The following is a 14,971-nucleotide window of genomic DNA, read 5'->3' as shown; positions in this document are numbered from 1 at the left end:
CACTCCCCCGCACTCAACCCCACCACCCCCACAAACCCCCCCCCCGGGGTCCCCACCCCCCCCCGGCCCCCCCCCCCCGGGGGGCCCCCCCGGCGGGGTCTGCGGAGATTACCGGCTCATACTGTGGCGGCGGTCACGTCAGGGGTAGGAAGAAGCGGAGCGGGTAACCTGTTGACTCGGGTGTCGGTGTGTCAAGTGTCCCCGGGCCTCACCTAAATTGCCGTCGCGGAATACCGTTCGGCTGGAGCCGCGTCGCGCCACTCGCCGAGAGGCGACCTGCACACCGGCACCTTCGTCGCCCCCGGCCCTTCTCGGGCCGGGGGCGATGTCGTGTGTGGTTCCGGTAGGCGGGTCGCCGATCCCGGCCCGCTGTCCTAAGGTCGAGACCGGAGGTGTCGAGCGTGGGGCTGCGGGACAGGTTGCTGGGCTGGCCGGTCTACCGGCAGCTCACCGGCACTGACCCGTTGGGTCGGGGTGCCGCGGCGTGTTCGAGCCGCAGTGCCGAGTTGACCGCCCGCACGCAGGACGCCGACCGGATCGCCCGTTCCGTCTGCCCGTACTGTGCCGTCGGCTGCGGGCAGCGCGTCTTCGTCACCGACGAGCGGATCACGCAGATCGAGGGTGACCCGGACAGTCCCATCTCCCGGGGCCGGCTCTGCCCGAAGGGTGCCGCCAGCCGGAGCCTGGTCACCAGCCCGCTGCGCCAGACCACGGTGCGCTACCGGCGGCCGTACGGCACCGAGTGGGAGGACCTGGACCTCGACACCGCGCTCGACATGATCGCCGATCGGGTTCTCGCGGCGCGCGCCGACACGTGGGAGGACGTCGACGCCGAGGGTCGGCCGCTGAACCGCACGCTGGGGATCGCCAGTCTGGGCGGGGCCACCCTGGACAACGAGGAGAACTACCTCATCAAGAAGCTGTTCACCGCGATGGGGGCGCTTCAGATCGAGAACCAGGCCCGGATTTGACACTCCGCCACCGTCCCCGGTCTGGGGGCCAGCTTCGGTCGCGGTGGCGCGACGGATTTTCAGCAGGACGTGGCGAACGCCGACGTCATCGTCATCCAGGGTTCCAACATGGCCGAGGCCCATCCGGTGGGCTTCCAGTGGGTGATGGAGGCGAAACGGCGCGGGGCCAAGGTCTTCCACGTCGATCCGCGGTTCACCCGGACCAGTGCGGTCGCCGACGTGTACCTGCCGATCCGGGCGGGCACCGACATCGCGTTGCTGGGTGCGGTGGTGAACCACATCCTCAGCAACGAGTTGGATTTCCGGGAGTACGTGCTGGCGTACACCAACGCGGCGACGATCGTCAGTGACGACTTCGTCGACGCCGAGGACGCCGACGGGCTCTTCTCGGGATTCGACCCGGCGACCGCCAGCTACGTGCAGGACAGCTGGCAGTACGCGGGCCACGAGCGGGACTCCGGCAGCGGCCACACGGCCCGGGAGCGGGACACTGCGGCCGGGCTGCGTCACGAGTCGCACGGCGCTCCGGTCGCCCGGCAGGTGCAGCGGGACGAGACGCTGCAACACCCGCGCTGCGTGTACCAGATCCTCAAGCGGCACTTCGCCCGCTACACCCCGGAGATGGTGGAGCGGGTCTGTGGCGTACCTCGGGAGAAGTTCCTGGAGCTGGCCCGGGCCTGGACGGAGAACTCCGGGCGGGAGCGCACCGGCTGCCTGATCTACTCGGTCGGCTGGACCCAGCACACGGTCGGCGTGCAGTACATCCGCACCGGGGCGATCATCCAGCTGCTGCTGGGCAACGTGGGTCGGCCCGGCGGTGGGGTGCTGGCGCTGCGCGGGCATGCCAGCATCCAGGGATCCACCGACATCCCGACCCTGTTCAACCTGCTGCCGGGGTATCTGCCGATGCCGCATCACGCCCGGCATCCCGATTTCGACGCCTGGACGGACAGCATCCGGCACCCGGGTCAGAAGGGTTTCTGGGGCGGCGCCCGCGCCTACGCCGCGAGCCTGCTCAAGGCGTACTGGGGGGACGCGGCCACTGCGGAGAACGACTTCTGCTACGGGTACCTGCCCCGGTTGAGCGGTGATCACGGCACCTACCAGCAGGTGCTCAACATGATCGACGGCAAGGTGAAGGGCTACTTCCTGCTCGGCCAGAACCCGGCGGTCGGTTCGGCGCACGGTCGGGCCCAGCGGCTGGGCATGGCGAACCTGGACTGGCTCGTCGTCCGTGACCTGTTCATGATCGAGAGCGCGACGTTCTGGCAGCGCGGCCCGGAGGTCGCCACCGGTGAGATCGTGCCGGAGCAGTGCGGCACCGAGGTGTTCTTCCTGCCGGCCGCCTCGCACGTGGAGAAGGAGGGCACGTTCACCCAGACCCAGCGGCTGCTGCAGTGGCGGGAGAAGGCCGTCGACCCGCCCGGCGACGCCCGCTCCGAGCTGTGGTTCTTCTACCACCTGGGGCAGCGGATCCGGGCGAAGCTGGCCGGGTCGGCCCTGCCACGCGACCGGGCGCTGCTCGATCTGACCTGGGACTATCCCACCCACGGCCGGCACGCCGAGCCGGACGCCGAGGCGGTGCTGCGGGAGATCAACGGGTACGACACGGCGACCGGCCGTCCGCTGTCGGCGTTCACGCAGGCCCGTGCGGACGGGACGACCGCGATCGGCTGCTGGATCTACACCGGCGTGTACGCCGACGGGGTCAACCAGGCGGCCCGCCGCCGGCCGGGACACGAACAGGACTGGGTGGCCGCCGAGTGGGGGTGGGCGTGGCCGGCGAACCGCCGGCTGCTCTACAACCGGGCCTCCGCCGACCCGCAGGGCCGCCCGTGGAGCGAGCGGAAGCGGTACGTGTGGTGGGACGCCGAGGCCGGCCGGTGGACCGGCCGCGACGTGCCGGACTTCGAGGTGACGAAACCGCCGTCGTACCGGCCGCCGGAGGGCGCCACGGGATCGGCGGCGCTGGCCGGTGACGATCCGTTCATCATGCAGTCCGACGGTAAGGGCTGGCTGTACGCGCCCAGCGGGGTGCTGGACGGGCCGCTGCCGACGCACTACGAGCCGGCCGAGTCGCCGGTGCGCAACCCGCTCTACGGCCAGCAGGCCAACCCGACGCGCAAGCGGTACGCCCATCCGGTGAACTCGACGAACCCGAGTCCACCGCAGCAGCACGACCAGGTCTTCCCGTACGTGTTCACGGTCAGCCGGCTCACCGAGCACCACACGGCCGGTGGGATGAGCCGGACCGTCGCGCCGCTGGCGGAACTGCAGCCGGAGATGTTCGTGGAGGTCTCCCCGGAGTTGGCGGCGTTGGCCGGGCTGACCCATCTCGGCTGGGCGCACCTGATCACCGCCCGCGCGGCGATCGAGGCCCGGGTGCTGGTCACCGATCGGCTGGTGCCGCTGGCCGTCGACGGCCGGGTGATCCACCAGCTGTGGCTGCCGTACCACTTCGGCTTCGAGGGGCTGGTCACCGGGGATTCGGCCAACGACCTGTTCGGCATCACCCTGGACCCGAACGTGCTGATCCAGGAGAGCAAGATCGGCACCTGTGACGTGCGGCCGGGGCGTCGGCCCACCGGGGCGGCGCTGCGGGAGCTGGTGCAGGATTACCGCGCCAGGGCCGGCATCGTGCCGGGTGCCGCACCGCCGGCGGTCACCCCCGGCGTGCCGGTCGAGCCGCGCGGGCCCACCGGCGACGGAGAGGGGAACCACTGATGGCCGATCCGCCGCACCGGCCCGCCGGACCGCCACGGTCGCCGCTGCCGGCCGCCGATCCGGCGACCGCGGCCGGCTGGGTCGACGCGCCACCGCGGATGGGTTTCTTCACCGACACCAGCGTCTGCATCGGCTGCAAGGCCTGCGAGGTGGCCTGCAAGGAGTGGAACGGGGTACCGACCTCCGGGCTGGACCTGCTCGGCATGTCCTACGACAACACCGGCGCGCTGACGGCGAATTCGTGGCGGCACGTGGCCTTCGTCGAACAGCCCCGGCCCGCCGGTCACGGCACCGCGTCGTTCGCCGGGTGCCCGACGAGCGACGCGGCCAGTGCCACCTCCGCCGCCCGGTCGGCCGGCACCGCCACCCCCACCGGCACCGAGCCAGGTGTGCTGCCCGGTCAACCGCCGGCCGCCGCCCGGATGACCGAGTTCCTCGGCATGCCGGCGGCCGGGCCACCCGGGCGTACCGGCAGCGCCCAGGGGCGCAGCGACTTCCGCTGGCTGATGATGTCGGACGTGTGCAAGCACTGCACCCGGGCCGGCTGCCTCGACGTCTGCCCGACCGGGGCGTTGTTCCGCACCGAGTTCGGCACCGTGGTGGTGCAGGAGGACATCTGCAACGGCTGCGGCTACTGCGTGTCGGCCTGCCCGTACGGGGTGATCGACCGGCGGGTGGACGACGGTCGGGTGTGGAAGTGCACGCTCTGCTACGACCGGATCGGCGCGGGCCTGACCCCGGCCTGCGCGCAGGCCTGCCCGACCGAGTCCATCCAGTACGGTCCCCTCGACGAGTTGCGGGAACGGGCCGCCGCGCGGGTCGTCACGCTGCGGGAGCGGGGGGAGACGCAGGCACGGCTCTACGGCCACGACCCGGACGACGGAGTCGGCGGCGACGGCGCGTTCTTCCTGCTGCTCGACGAGCCGGAGGTGTACGGCCTGCCGCCGGATCCGCAGGTCACCACCCGGGACCTGCCGGCGATGTGGCGTCGGGCGGGGCTGGCCGCGCTGGCCATGACGGCGGCGGCCGTCGGCGCGTTCCTCGGCGGTCGACGGTGAACCCGCGCCGGCCGGCGGTCGGTGACACGTTCCGCCGTTTCCGGGCCGGCCGTCGCGGGGGTGAGGAACTGGCCGTGCCGCCGGCGGAGTTCACCTCCTACTACGGCCGGCCGATCCTGAAACCACCGGTGTGGACGTGGGAGATCGCCGCCTACCTGTTCACCGGTGGGCTGGCCGCCGGCTCGTCGCTGCTCGCGGCGGGTGGGCAGCTGACCGGGCGCGCCGAGCTGCGCCGGGCCGGCCGGTTCGCCGCGCTGGCCGCCGTCACCGCCAGCGCCGGCCTGCTGGTCAAGGACCTGGGCCGGCCGGATCGGTTCCACCACATGCTGCGGGTGGCGAAGCCGACCTCACCGATGTCGGTGGGCACCTGGATCCTCACCGGGTACGGTCCGGCCGCCGGACTCGCCGCGGTCGCCGAGGTGGCGCCGCTGCTGCCCGCCCGGGGTCCGCTTGGGTTGGTCCGGCGGGCGTTGCCGCCGGTCGGGCGGGTCGCCGGGCTGGCCGCCGCGGTGACCGCGCCGGCCCTGGGCACGTACACGGCGGTCCTGCTGGCCGACACGGCGGTGCCGTCCTGGCACGAGGCGTACCCGGACCTGCCGTTCGTCTTCGCGGGCAGCGCGTTGGCCAGCGGCGCGGGAGTGGGTCTGCTGGCCGTGCCGCCGGCGCAGGCCGGTCCGGCGCGACGGCTGGCGGTGGCCGGCGCCGGACTGGAACTGTTCGGCGCGCACCGGGTGGAGAATCGCCTCGGCCTGCTGGGGGAGCCGTACCGGACGGGTCGGGCCGGTCGGCTGCTGCGCGCCGGTCGGGCACTGACCGTCGCCGGGGTGGCCGGGGCGGTGCTGGGCCGCCGTAGCCGACTGGTCTCGGCCGTCTCCGGTGCCGCGCTGCTGGCCGCGTCGGTGGCCACCCGCTTCGGGGTGTTCCACGCCGGAGTCGCCTCGGCCCGCGATCCGAAGTACACGGTCCTGCCGCAGCGGGCTCGGCTCGATCGGCGGGCGGTCGAACCCGACCGGTAGCGTGGTGTCGGCGCGGCCGCACACCCGCCGCCGCGCTGTGATCCAATGGCCGGGTGGAGGCGTTCAGGCGGCTGGTGCCCCTCCCGGTCTTCAAAACCGGTGTGGTCCGGGATCCGGGCCAGGCGGGTTCGATTCCCGTCCGTCTCCGCCAGGCTGCGAGGGGATGAACCGATGAGCGACGGCGGCGCCGACCCGCGGCGCCGGGTGCCGCGTACCGACGTGTTGCTGGCCGAGCCGTCGCTGGTCGCGGCCGCCGTCGCGGTCGGCCGCGACCGGGTGCGCAGCGCGGTGCGGCAGGCCCAGGAGCGGGCCCGCCGGGGGGAGATCGACCCGACCGGGGTACGCGACGCCGCGTTGGCCGCGTTGCCGCCGCCGGTGCCCCGGGTCGTGCTCAACGCCACCGGGGTGGTGCTGCACACCAATCTCGGGCGGGCCGCTCTCTCCGAGGCCGCGCTGGCCGCGGTGACCGCCGCCGCCGGGTACACCGACGTGGAGTTGGACCTGGGCACCGGGCGGCGCGCCCGCCGGGGCCGGGACGCGTTGGCCGCGCTCGCCGCCGCCGTACCCGCCGCCGAGGCGGTGCACGTGGTCAACAACGGTGCCGCCGCGCTGGTGCTGGCGGCCACCGCGCTCGCCGCCGACGCCGAGATCGTGGTCAGCCGGGGCGAACTGGTGGAGATCGGCGACGGCTTCCGGCTGCCCGACCTGCTGACCAGCACCGGCGCCCGGCTGCGGGAGGTGGGCACCACCAACCGGACCACCCTCGCCGACTACGCCGCCGCCGTCGGGCCGCGTACCGGCTTCGTGTTGAAGGTGCACCCGTCCAATTTCCGGGTCACCGGTTTCACCTCGGCCGTGCCGGTACGGCGGCTGGCCGGGCTCGGTGTGCCGGTGGTCGCCGACATCGGCTCCGGGCTGCTGGTGCCCGACCCGCTGCTGCCGGACGAACCGGATGCCGCGAGCACCCTGCGGGCCGGGGCGGCGTTGGTCACCGCCAGCGGTGACAAGCTGCTGGGTGGTCCGCAGGCCGGGCTGCTGCTCGGCGCCGCCGACCTGGTCGAGCGGCTGCGCCGGCACCCCCTGGCACGGGCGGTGCGGGTGGACAAGCTGACCCTGGCCGCGCTCGCGGGCACCCTCGGTGACCCGGCCACCCCCACCCGCCGGGCGCTGCACGCCGACCCGGTGGCGCTGCCTCAGCGGACCGAACGGCTCCGCGACACGCTCGCCGCCGACGGCCGCACGGCGGAGGTGGTGCCGTCGGTGGCGGTGGTCGGCGGCGGCGGCGCACCCGGCGTCGAGCTGGACTCGTGGGCGCTCAGCCTGCCGGAGCGGTACGCGGCCCCGCTGCGGGTCGGCGACCCACCGGTGCTGGGTCGGGTGGTCCGTGGCCGGCTGCTGCTCGACCTGCGGTGCGTGCCCGAACGGGCCGACGGGTCGCTGCGCGCGGCGGTGCTGGCCGTGTCGGGAGACGACTGACCATGCTGGTGGTGGCCACCGCCGGGCACGTCGACCACGGCAAGTCGACGCTGGTGCGGGCGCTGACCGGAATGGAACCGGACCGCTGGGCGGAGGAACGCCGCCGGGGCATGACCATCGACCTCGGGTTCGCCTGGACGGCGCTGCCGTCGGGTCGTACCGTCGCGTTCGTCGACGTGCCGGGGCACGAGCGGTTCGTGCCGAACATGCTGGCCGGGGTGGGGCCGGTGCCGGCCGCCGTGGTGGTGGTCGCGGCCGACGAGGGTTGGATGCCGCAGTCCGCCGAGCACCTGGCCGCCCTGGACGCGCTCGGCGTCGGGTACGGCCTGCTGGTGGTGACCCGGGTGGACCTGGCCGATCCGGCGGCGGCCCTGGCCCGGGCCCGGTCGGAGCTGGCGGGGACCTCGCTCGCCGGGGTCGAGGCGGTGCCGGTCAGTGCCGTGACCGGCACCGGCCTGCCCGCGCTGCGGGCCGCGCTGGACCGGTTGGCCGACCGGATGCCGGCCCCGGTGCCCGACGGCCCGGTCCGGCTCTGGGTGGACCGCTGTTTCACGGTGCGGGGCAGCGGCACCGTGGTGACCGGAACCCTGGGCGCCGGGCGGCTGCGCGTCGGCGACCGACTGGAGTTGGCCGGCAGCGGCGAACCGGTGCGGATCCGGGGCCTGCACCGGCTCGGTGCCGCCTGCGACGAGGCGGTGCCGGTGGCCCGGGTGGCGGTGAACCTGCGGGGGGTGGCCCGCGACCGGATCAGCCGCGGCGACGCGCTGCTCACCCCAGGTCGGTTCCGCCCCACCGACCTGGTCGACGTACGCCTGGCCGGTGTCGCGGTGACCGAGCTGCCGGTGACGCTGACGCTGCACGTCGGTTCGGCCGCGGTGCCGGTGCGGATCCGTCCGCTGGGGTCGGACACGGCCCGGTTGCGGCTGAGTCGCCCGCTGCCGCTGCTGGTGGGGGACCGGGCGTTGCTGCGTGATCCGGGCCGCCGGTACGTCGCCGGCGCGGTCACCGTGCTCGACGTGCTACCGCCGCCGTTGGCGCGTCGGGGTGCCGCGGCGGCCCGGGCGGTGGTGCTGGCCACCCTGGACGGCCGTCCCGATCTTGCCGGTGAGCTGGGCCGCCGCGGCCTGGCCCGGGTCGGCGACCTGGTCCGGGCGGGGGTGCCGGTGACCCGGACGCCGGTGGCGGGCGACTGGCTGGCCGATCCGGTTCACTGGCGGCGGTTGGGCGATCGGCTCGCCGCGGCCGTGGCCGAGCACGCCACCGCGCATCCGCTGGCGGCGGGTGCGCCGGTCGAGCAGTTACGCCGGCAGCTCGACCTGCCCGACCGGTTGCTTGTCGAAGCGCTGGTCCGGCCGCCGCTGCGGCTGGTCGCCGGCCGGGTGGTGGCACCCGGCACGGCGGCGCTGCCCGAGCCGGTGGCCCGCGCGTTGGCCCTGGTGAGCGAGGACTACGCGGCCCACCCGTTTCGCGCCCCCGACGCCGCGCGACTCACCGCCGTCGGGTTGGGCGCCCGGGAGATCGGTGCGGCGGTGCGGGCCGGGGCGCTGCTGCGGCTGACCGGTAACGTGCTGCTGCCGCCCGGCGCGCCGCAGCAGGCGGTGCGGGTACTGACCGGGCTGCCGCAGCCGTTCACCCTCAGCGCCGCCCGGCAGGCGCTCGACACGACCCGCCGGGTGGCGGTGCCGTTGCTGGAGTTGCTGGACCGGCGGGGGCTGACCCGGCGACTGCCTGACGACGCCCGGGTGGTGGTGGATTGAGCGCATCGTCGCCCCGGGACCGGGGCCGGGCACCTACCGTGGCGGCATGGACCCCTCCGCGGTCTGGCGGGATCGGCAGCATCGGTGGCGGATCGAGGCGTACCGGGCGCCGGACCTGCGGTTCGCCGTCTACGCGACGAACGGCACCACCGAGTCCGCGCCGCTGTGGCTGTTCGGCATGTCGGCGCTGGCCCGGTGGTTGATGAGCCACAAGATCTCCCTCGACGATCTGGAGGTCGACTGAACGCTCCCTCCTCAGGGGGACATATAGCGCCAAAACGCCCGATCGCGTCTGGTGGCGCGTACGGTGCCGACTGTGAAGGACCGAGGCATCCGGAAGTTCCTCGCGGTGCTCGCCGGCCTCGCCGTGATCTACTTCGGCACCACCGGCCGGTCGCCGGAGGAGGGGCGTGGCCTCTCCGGCGGGTTGGTGGTGCTGGCGTTGCTGGCGTCGCTGCTGGTGTGGTACCTGACCAGGCCCGGCGGCGACGCGGCGAAGTGACGACGCTCAGCGGGTGGCGGCGGTGCGGGTAATCTGCCCGGCCGACTCCTCACCGAGGGCGACCCGGACCAGTGCCGAGGCGAGCCGACCGAAGTCGACGTCGTCGACGAGCCGGGCCAACCGGTCCGTGGTGGCCGGCAGACCGAGCCGTCGCGCCCCGGCCACCGCCCGCCGGTCGGCGTACGGGCGCAGCTCCGGCCAGACCGACTGCACCTCGCGCAGGAAGATGTCCGCCCCGGTGGGTCCGATGCCGGGGAACTCGGTGAGCAGCCGGCGAAGCTGCCTCGGCTCGCCGGCCGCCTCCCGGTGCAACCGCCGCAGGTCGCCGTGCCAGCGGTCCAGACAGAGCCGGGCGCCGGAGCCGAGCATCGTGGCGGTCCGCTCGTCGTAGCGGCGGTAGTGGCCGCGACCCAGTGCGTCGACCCGTTGCTGCCAGCCGGCGGCCTCCATGGCCTGCGGGGTGCGGTAGCCGGCCGCGAAGAGTTCCCGGGCCGCCGCCACCCCCACCTGCGCCCGGATCCGGGTGCTCAGCAGCGTGACCAGCACCAGCAGCTGGTACAGCGGCGCCGGTCGGTCGGCCAGCGCGATGCCGGCCTCCTCGGCGTACGTACGGCGGGTCAGCAGGGTCCGCGCCAGCGCCCGTTGGTCGCCCATCCGCGGGGTGTACCCACCGGCGGCGCGGTTAGCCCTCGCCGGGCTGACCGCGCCGGAATGCCACCGACGGGGACGGGTAAGCCGCGGGTGGACGCGGCAGCGCGCCGCGTACGGCGAAGGGAGAGCACCGTGACGAACCCGCAGCAGCAGGAACTGCGGCGCAACGCCCTCGGTGACACCAGCCAGGACAACAAGGGCCCCGATCCGGTGGGCCATCCCCGTAACCGTGGCTCGTCGCCGGGCGACACCGGCCGCAAGGTGCCGCACGGCCAGGTGTCGCCGTACGGTCCGAGCGGTCGACCCGTCGCCGAGGACGACAGCGACCACTAGCCGGCAAGTTCTACCTCGACGGCCGCAGCCGGTTCCAGGTGGCTGCGGCCGTCAGCCCGAAGGCGAGGTGCGGGCCGAGGTCGGCGAGCCAGTCGACGCGGCGCCAGGTGCGCGGATCGGTGACGCCGAGCAGGGTCAGCGAGCCGTCCGTCAGTGTCATCACGCCTCCGCCGAGCAGGACGGCAGCCCGCAGCAGCGGCTGTCGGCGCCCCCGGGTCAGCACGGCGAAGCCGGTGGCGGCGGCGGCACCGACGGCGTAGCCCATCAGCGCACCGAGGCCGCTGCGCCGGTTGTCCGCCTGTTGCGGTGAGCCCAGGGACAGATGGGTGAGGCGGGCGACCTTTCCGGCGCTGCGCTCCGGTGTCTGGCTGGCCGGCCGGGCCCGGGCCGTCATGTCCAGGTAGGTCGCGATGTTGAGCGCGGTGGTGCCGACGGCCCCGGCGATGAGGCCGTCGGTCAGGTCGGCCGCCCTCACTTCTTCGGATCTCCGGGCTCGCGGTTGCCCTTGGGCCCGTAGGTCCGCTCGCCCCGCACGACGCCGCGCCGGCCCCGGTCCTCCCGCAGGATCCGGTTCGCCGCCTCGTCGGCCTTCTGGTCCGGGGTGTGTCGGCCCGAGCCGTCGATGGCGTTGCGGAGGCGGGCACGCTGCTTGTCGTAGGCGTTGCTGCCGGGTCGCGGTCCGGGCATGACTGTCTCCTTTGTTCGGCGCCTCGTCGTCACGGCCTCGGTAGACCCCTTGGGTCGTGGCCGTGGCGTCGGCTCGCCGCCGGTGGCGGACGCGGCCCGTCTACCCGCCTGAACCGCCGTCAACCGTGCCGGCCGGTCATCGGGGCGGGCGTACCACCGCGACCGGACAGTGACTGTGGTGCAGCAGTGACTGGCTCACCGAACCCAGCAGCAGCCCGGTCACCTCACCCCGCCCCTGTCCACCGACCACCATCAGTTGCGCCTGGCGGGAGGCGTCGGTGAGGACCCGTGCGGCGCGACCCCGCACCGAGCTGCGGGTGATCCGCACCTCGGGGTACCGCTCGGTCAGCCCGGCGATGGACTCGGCCACCGCGCGGTCCTCGTCGGCCCGCAACTCGGACTCGTCGTACACCAGCGGCTGCATGTCACCCGGACCGGTGGACACCGGGTGCCGGTAGGCGTGCAGCGCGAGCACCGCGGCGCCGCGCAGCGCGGCCTCCTGGACGGCGAACTCCACGGCCCGGCGGGACAGCTCCGAACCGTCCACCCCGACCACGACGGCACCGTCGGCGTGGGAGGTCCCGCGCGCCACCAGCACCGGACAGTCGGCGTACGCGGCCAGCTTCACCGCGACCGAGCCGACCACCAGCGCCGCGAACCCACCGCCGCCGCGGTCACCGACCACCACCATCGTCGCGGTGGACGCCTCGGCCAGCAGCACGGCGGTGGCCTCGCCGTCGACCAGCTCGCCGGTGACCCGGAGCCCGGGAACGGTCGCCTCGGCCTCGTCGACGGCGGCGGCGACCAGTTGCTCCGCCCGGGCTCGCAGACCGCCGTCGGGGGCGCTCTGCGTGGCCGGACGGACGGGGGAGTGCAGCGTCGGCCAGATGAAGGCGTGCACCACCCGCAGCGGTCGGCCGCGGTGGGCGGCAGCCGTGGCGGCAAGCCGGAGCGCGGCGCGGGCGGACTCGGAGCCGTCCACACCGACCACCACCGCCGCGCCGCTGTCCGGGGTCACGTCGCCTCCCGTGCTCGGTCGTCATCGGGACCGGTCCCGGTCAGTATCGCCGTCTCCCGGTGGCCAGCGGGGCGATACCGCCGAGGCGGTCGGCCGGGTGACCATGCGTGGATCCACCTCCGTATGATGCTTGCCCCAGAGCAAGTATTTTCGGAGGATGGTCATGGCGGATGCGCCCACAGGGATCTCCCGCGCCCTGCGCGAGGCCCCGCCCGATCGCGTGGTCGAAGCCGCCGACCTGGCCATCCGGGCGGCGCTCGGCGCGTCGGGCACCGCCGTCTACATCGCCGACTACCGGATCAGCGGGTTGTGGCCGGTGCTCGACTCGCGCCAGGACGGCGCGGCCGGCCCGGGCGTCCAGGGTACGGTGCGGCGCTGCTTCAGCAGCCAGCAGCCGGTCCGGGAGTCCGGTGAGGACGGACGGTGCCGCATCCACCTGCCGCTGACGGTGTGGGGCGAGCGGCTCGGGGTGCTCATGGTCGAGCTGACCGGCGAACCGACGGAGACGGTGGTGCGCGCGGCGGTCGACATGGCCGGGGAGCTGGCCATGTCGCTGCGGGCGGCCGACCGGGAGACCGACCGCTACCGGCGGGTCCGGCGGCGGGAGCGGCTGAGCATGGCGGCGGAGCTGCAGTGGGAACTGCTGCCAGGGCGCAGCGTCAGCCACGACTCCTTCCACCTGGCGGGTCAGCTCGAACCGGCCTACACGGTGGGTGGTGACCACTTCGACTGGTCCCTGGACGAGGGGCGGCTCACCGTCACCGTGCTCAACGGCGACGGTATCGGCCTCGCCGCCGCGCTGTTGACGGCGGTGACGGTGAATGCGATGCGCAACGCCCGCCGCTCCGGTGGCGGCCTGGTGGAACAGGCCGAGCTGGCCTCCGACACGGTCTACTACCAGCATCGGGGCGATCGGCACGTGGCCACGCTGCTGCTCGAACTGGACTGTGCCAGCGGACGGGTACGGGCGGTGGACGCCGGCTCGCCGCATCTGGTGCGGGTGCGGGGCGGTGCGGTGTCCCGGGTCGCCCTGGAACAGCAGCTACCACTGGGCATGTTCGGCGAGACCCGGTACGACCTCCAGGAGTTCGACCTCGATCCCGGGGACCGGTTGTTCGTCGTCTCCGACGGGGTGTGGGCGGCGGATCCGAGCGGCCGGGAGACGTACGGCGAGCGGGCGATGGCCCGGGCGATGCGGGCCACACGGTTGCAGCCGCCGACCGAGGCGGTCGGTACGGTGATGCGCGAGTTGCAGAGTTTCCACGCGGACGCCGATCTACGGGACGACGCGGTTGTCGTCTGTCTGGACTGGCGTGGCTCGGCCGGCCGGGATCAGGGTTGACCTACCGTGAGGCGGGTCGGTGTGGACAGCGGAACATCGCAGGGGACATCGGGTGGAGCGACCGGATCTCAGCGCGGCGATGGACACGGCCGCCGAGGCGCTGGTGGGTGTGCTCGACTCGGCCGTGCACCGGCACCGGCTCGCGGTGTCGCCGACCCAGCTACGGGTGCTGTCCCTGCTCAGCGTCCGCCCGGAGACGAACGTGAACGGGCTGGCCGAGCTGCTGCACGTGGTGCCCTCCTCGGCCAGCCGGCTCTGTGACCGGCTGGAGGCGATCGGGCTGGTGCGCCGCACCGTCGACCCGCGGGATCGTCGGGAGGTGCGCCTCGCCCCGACCGCCGCCGCCGAAATGCTGCTGGCGGAGGTGCGCTCACGCCGGCACGAGGCGGTGCGAGCCGTCCTCGAACGGATGCCGGTCCGGGGACGGCAGGAGCTGCTGTGGGCGCTTGTGGCCTTCGGGCAGGCGGCGACGGCGCAGCGCGCGGCCACCCGCGGCACCTGACCCCAGTATCCTAGGACGCTTTACGCATGGTGACCCCGGTCACACCAGTATCGATCAGCGACCGGCACGGCACCGCTGGGCAGCGGAAGCATCACGACAGCCCGCTATAGTGGCAGCGCATCCGACCGGCCGGTGATCATCGACGATGGACGGCCGGGGCAGGAATCACAGGGGGCGCCGGCAGCAGCCGGCTGGATACGCGTACGACGCCGCGCGGCGGACCAGGGCCGCGGTGCCCGAGCGCGTCGCGGAGGAGGTTCGGTGTCGGGTCGGGCGGAGCGACCGCAGGCCCGCGGCGGCGATGGCCGGACACCCGACGACCGGGTGCTCACCTGGCCGAACCTGATCAGCTTCGTCCGCCTGCTGGGTGTGCCCCTGTTTCTCTTCCTGTTCCTGGTGGCTCGCGCCGACGTCGCCGCCATCGTGGTGCTGGCCGTCGGCGGCACCAGCGACTGGGTGGACGGCTGGATCGCCCGGCGGCTGGGACAGGTCAGCCGGCTCGGCGAACTGCTCGACCCGCTCGCCGACCGGCTCTACATCCTCGCCACCCTCATCGCGTTCACCGCCCGTGAGGTGGTGCCGTGGCAGTTCACCGCCGCGCTGCTGGCGCGGGAACTGCTGCTGCTGGGCTCGCTCGGCGTGCTGCGGCGGCACGGCTACGGGCCGCCGCCGGTGCACTACGTCGGTAAGACGGCCACCTTCCTGTTGCTGGCCGCCTTTCCGATCCTGCTGCTGGCTGCGGTGGTTCCGGCGGCCGCGGCGACCGCCGGCGCGATCGGCTGGGCGCTGGCGTGGTGGGGTCTGGTGCTCTACTGGATCGCCGGTGCGTTGTACGTGATCCAGGCCCGGCAGTTGGTGCGGGCGGTACGCGATCGGCAGGAAACGGTCGCATGAGCGCGCGGCGGCGAGGGGACGATCGACCCGGCGCCCTGCT

15 protein-coding genes and 1 tRNA gene are annotated in these 14,971 nt (G+C 74.0%); 12 read left to right on the top strand and 4 right to left on the bottom strand.

Going from position 1 to position 14,971, the window contains the following annotated elements; translation table 11 throughout:
- The first annotated feature begins 401 nt into the window (after nt 1–401).
- The 8 genes from fdh (at nt 402) to V5O40_RS20970 (ending at nt 9,504) form a co-directional block, all read left to right on the top strand.
- A complete protein-coding gene (gene fdh, locus V5O40_RS21005) occupies nt 402–3,695 on the top strand; it encodes a formate dehydrogenase (protein WP_332907048.1) in 3,294 nt (1,097 codons plus the stop codon).
- Nucleotides 3,695–4,753 carry a 4Fe-4S dicluster domain-containing protein gene (locus tag V5O40_RS21000; protein WP_332907047.1) on the top strand — a complete coding sequence of 353 codons (1,059 nt, stop codon included), beginning with the start codon at nt 3,695–3,697 and terminating at the stop codon, nt 4,751–4,753. Before fdh ends, V5O40_RS21000 begins: the two co-directional genes overlap by 1 nt.
- The gene (nrfD, locus tag V5O40_RS20995) at nt 4,750–5,769 is read left to right on the top strand and encodes an NrfD/PsrC family molybdoenzyme membrane anchor subunit (protein ID WP_332907046.1); all 1,020 of its coding nucleotides are present in this window, start codon (nt 4,750–4,752) and stop codon (nt 5,767–5,769) included. The genes V5O40_RS21000 and nrfD overlap by 4 nt, the downstream gene beginning before the upstream one ends.
- A 55-nt stretch (nt 5,770–5,824) precedes the next feature.
- Nucleotides 5,825–5,920 (top strand) — tRNA-Sec (locus V5O40_RS20990).
- A 20-nt stretch (nt 5,921–5,940) separates the two neighbouring features.
- Nucleotides 5,941–7,245: an L-seryl-tRNA(Sec) selenium transferase gene (selA, locus tag V5O40_RS20985; RefSeq protein ID WP_332907045.1), complete on the top strand. Its 1,305-nt coding sequence runs from the start codon at nt 5,941–5,943 to the stop codon at nt 7,243–7,245.
- 2 nt (nt 7,246–7,247) lie between these two features.
- Nucleotides 7,248–9,002 carry a selenocysteine-specific translation elongation factor gene (gene selB / locus V5O40_RS20980; RefSeq protein ID WP_332907044.1) on the top strand — a complete coding sequence of 585 codons (1,755 nt, stop codon included), beginning with the start codon at nt 7,248–7,250 and terminating at the stop codon, nt 9,000–9,002.
- A 46-nt stretch (nt 9,003–9,048) separates the two neighbouring features.
- The gene (locus tag V5O40_RS20975) at nt 9,049–9,246 is read left to right on the top strand and encodes a hypothetical protein (RefSeq protein WP_093402430.1); all 198 of its coding nucleotides are present in this window, start codon (nt 9,049–9,051) and stop codon (nt 9,244–9,246) included.
- Between the two features lie 72 nt (nt 9,247–9,318).
- Nucleotides 9,319–9,504: a hypothetical protein gene (locus tag V5O40_RS20970; protein ID WP_164449908.1), complete on the top strand. Its 186-nt coding sequence runs from the start codon at nt 9,319–9,321 to the stop codon at nt 9,502–9,504.
- A 6-nt stretch (nt 9,505–9,510) separates the two neighbouring features.
- Here V5O40_RS20970 and V5O40_RS20965 read toward each other — a convergent pair whose 3' ends face one another.
- Entirely contained in the window at nt 9,511–10,158 is a 648-nt protein-coding gene (locus V5O40_RS20965; protein ID WP_332907043.1) for a hypothetical protein, read from the bottom strand.
- Between the two features lie 129 nt (nt 10,159–10,287).
- Here V5O40_RS20965 and V5O40_RS20960 point away from each other — a divergent pair, with 129 nt between their 5' ends.
- Entirely contained in the window at nt 10,288–10,488 is a 201-nt protein-coding gene (locus V5O40_RS20960; protein WP_332907042.1) for a hypothetical protein, read from the top strand.
- Nucleotides 10,489–10,498: 10 nt separating this feature from the next.
- Here the strand turns inward: V5O40_RS20960 and V5O40_RS20955 are convergent, their stop codons facing one another.
- The 3 genes from V5O40_RS20955 to V5O40_RS20945 form a co-directional block, all read right to left on the bottom strand.
- Nucleotides 10,499–10,963 carry a hypothetical protein gene (locus V5O40_RS20955; RefSeq protein ID WP_332907041.1) on the bottom strand — a complete coding sequence of 155 codons (465 nt, stop codon included), beginning with the start codon at nt 10,961–10,963 and terminating at the stop codon, nt 10,499–10,501.
- Nucleotides 10,960–11,175, bottom strand: a complete 216-nt coding sequence (locus V5O40_RS20950) for a phosphatidylethanolamine-binding protein (RefSeq protein ID WP_269741697.1) — start codon at nt 11,173–11,175, stop codon at nt 10,960–10,962. The genes V5O40_RS20955 and V5O40_RS20950 overlap by 4 nt, the downstream gene beginning before the upstream one ends.
- A 136-nt stretch (nt 11,176–11,311) precedes the next feature.
- On the bottom strand, nt 11,312–12,193 hold the full coding sequence (locus V5O40_RS20945; RefSeq protein WP_332907040.1) for a universal stress protein: 882 nt from the start codon (nt 12,191–12,193) through the stop codon (nt 11,312–11,314).
- Between the two features lie 163 nt (nt 12,194–12,356).
- Between V5O40_RS20945 and V5O40_RS20940 the strand changes: the two genes are divergently transcribed.
- The 3 genes from V5O40_RS20940 (at nt 12,357) to V5O40_RS20930 (ending at nt 14,931) form a co-directional block, all read left to right on the top strand.
- Nucleotides 12,357–13,535, top strand: coding sequence for a PP2C family protein-serine/threonine phosphatase (locus V5O40_RS20940; protein WP_332907039.1), 1,179 nt, complete (start codon nt 12,357–12,359; stop codon nt 13,533–13,535).
- A gap of 52 nt (nt 13,536–13,587) precedes the next feature.
- Nucleotides 13,588–14,037, top strand: coding sequence for a MarR family winged helix-turn-helix transcriptional regulator (locus V5O40_RS20935; RefSeq protein ID WP_332907038.1), 450 nt, complete (start codon nt 13,588–13,590; stop codon nt 14,035–14,037).
- 261 nt (nt 14,038–14,298) lie between these two features.
- On the top strand, nt 14,299–14,931 hold the full coding sequence (locus tag V5O40_RS20930) for a CDP-alcohol phosphatidyltransferase family protein (protein WP_408631916.1): 633 nt from the start codon (nt 14,299–14,301) through the stop codon (nt 14,929–14,931).
- The last annotated feature ends 40 nt before the right edge of the window (nt 14,932–14,971 follow it).

This window comes from Micromonospora palythoicola (genome assembly GCF_036689795.1).
GTDB classification, from domain to species: domain Bacteria; phylum Actinomycetota; class Actinomycetes; order Mycobacteriales; family Micromonosporaceae; genus Micromonospora; species Micromonospora palythoicola.
The sequence above is the reverse complement of the archived record's forward strand: the minus strand, read 5'-3'. Positions and strand labels throughout refer to the sequence as shown.

What these genes read in the sequence shown, in the direction of transcription:
- V5O40_RS21000 (WP_332907047.1), top strand. Translation starts at nt 3,695, where the DNA reads ATGGCCGATCCGCCGCACCGGCCCGCCGGACCGCCACGGTCGCCGCTG.
- selA (WP_332907045.1), top strand. Translation starts at nt 5,941, where the DNA reads ATGAGCGACGGCGGCGCCGACCCGCGGCGCCGGGTGCCGCGTACCGAC.
- V5O40_RS20950 (WP_269741697.1), bottom strand. Translation starts at nt 11,175, where the DNA reads ATGCCCGGACCGCGACCCGGCAGCAACGCCTACGACAAGCAGCGTGCC.
- V5O40_RS20965 (WP_332907043.1), bottom strand. Translation starts at nt 10,158, where the DNA reads ATGGGCGACCAACGGGCGCTGGCGCGGACCCTGCTGACCCGCCGTACG.
- V5O40_RS20940 (WP_332907039.1), top strand. Translation starts at nt 12,357, where the DNA reads ATGGCGGATGCGCCCACAGGGATCTCCCGCGCCCTGCGCGAGGCCCCG.
- selB (WP_332907044.1), top strand. Translation starts at nt 7,248, where the DNA reads ATGCTGGTGGTGGCCACCGCCGGGCACGTCGACCACGGCAAGTCGACG.
- V5O40_RS20975 (WP_093402430.1), top strand. Translation starts at nt 9,049, where the DNA reads ATGGACCCCTCCGCGGTCTGGCGGGATCGGCAGCATCGGTGGCGGATC.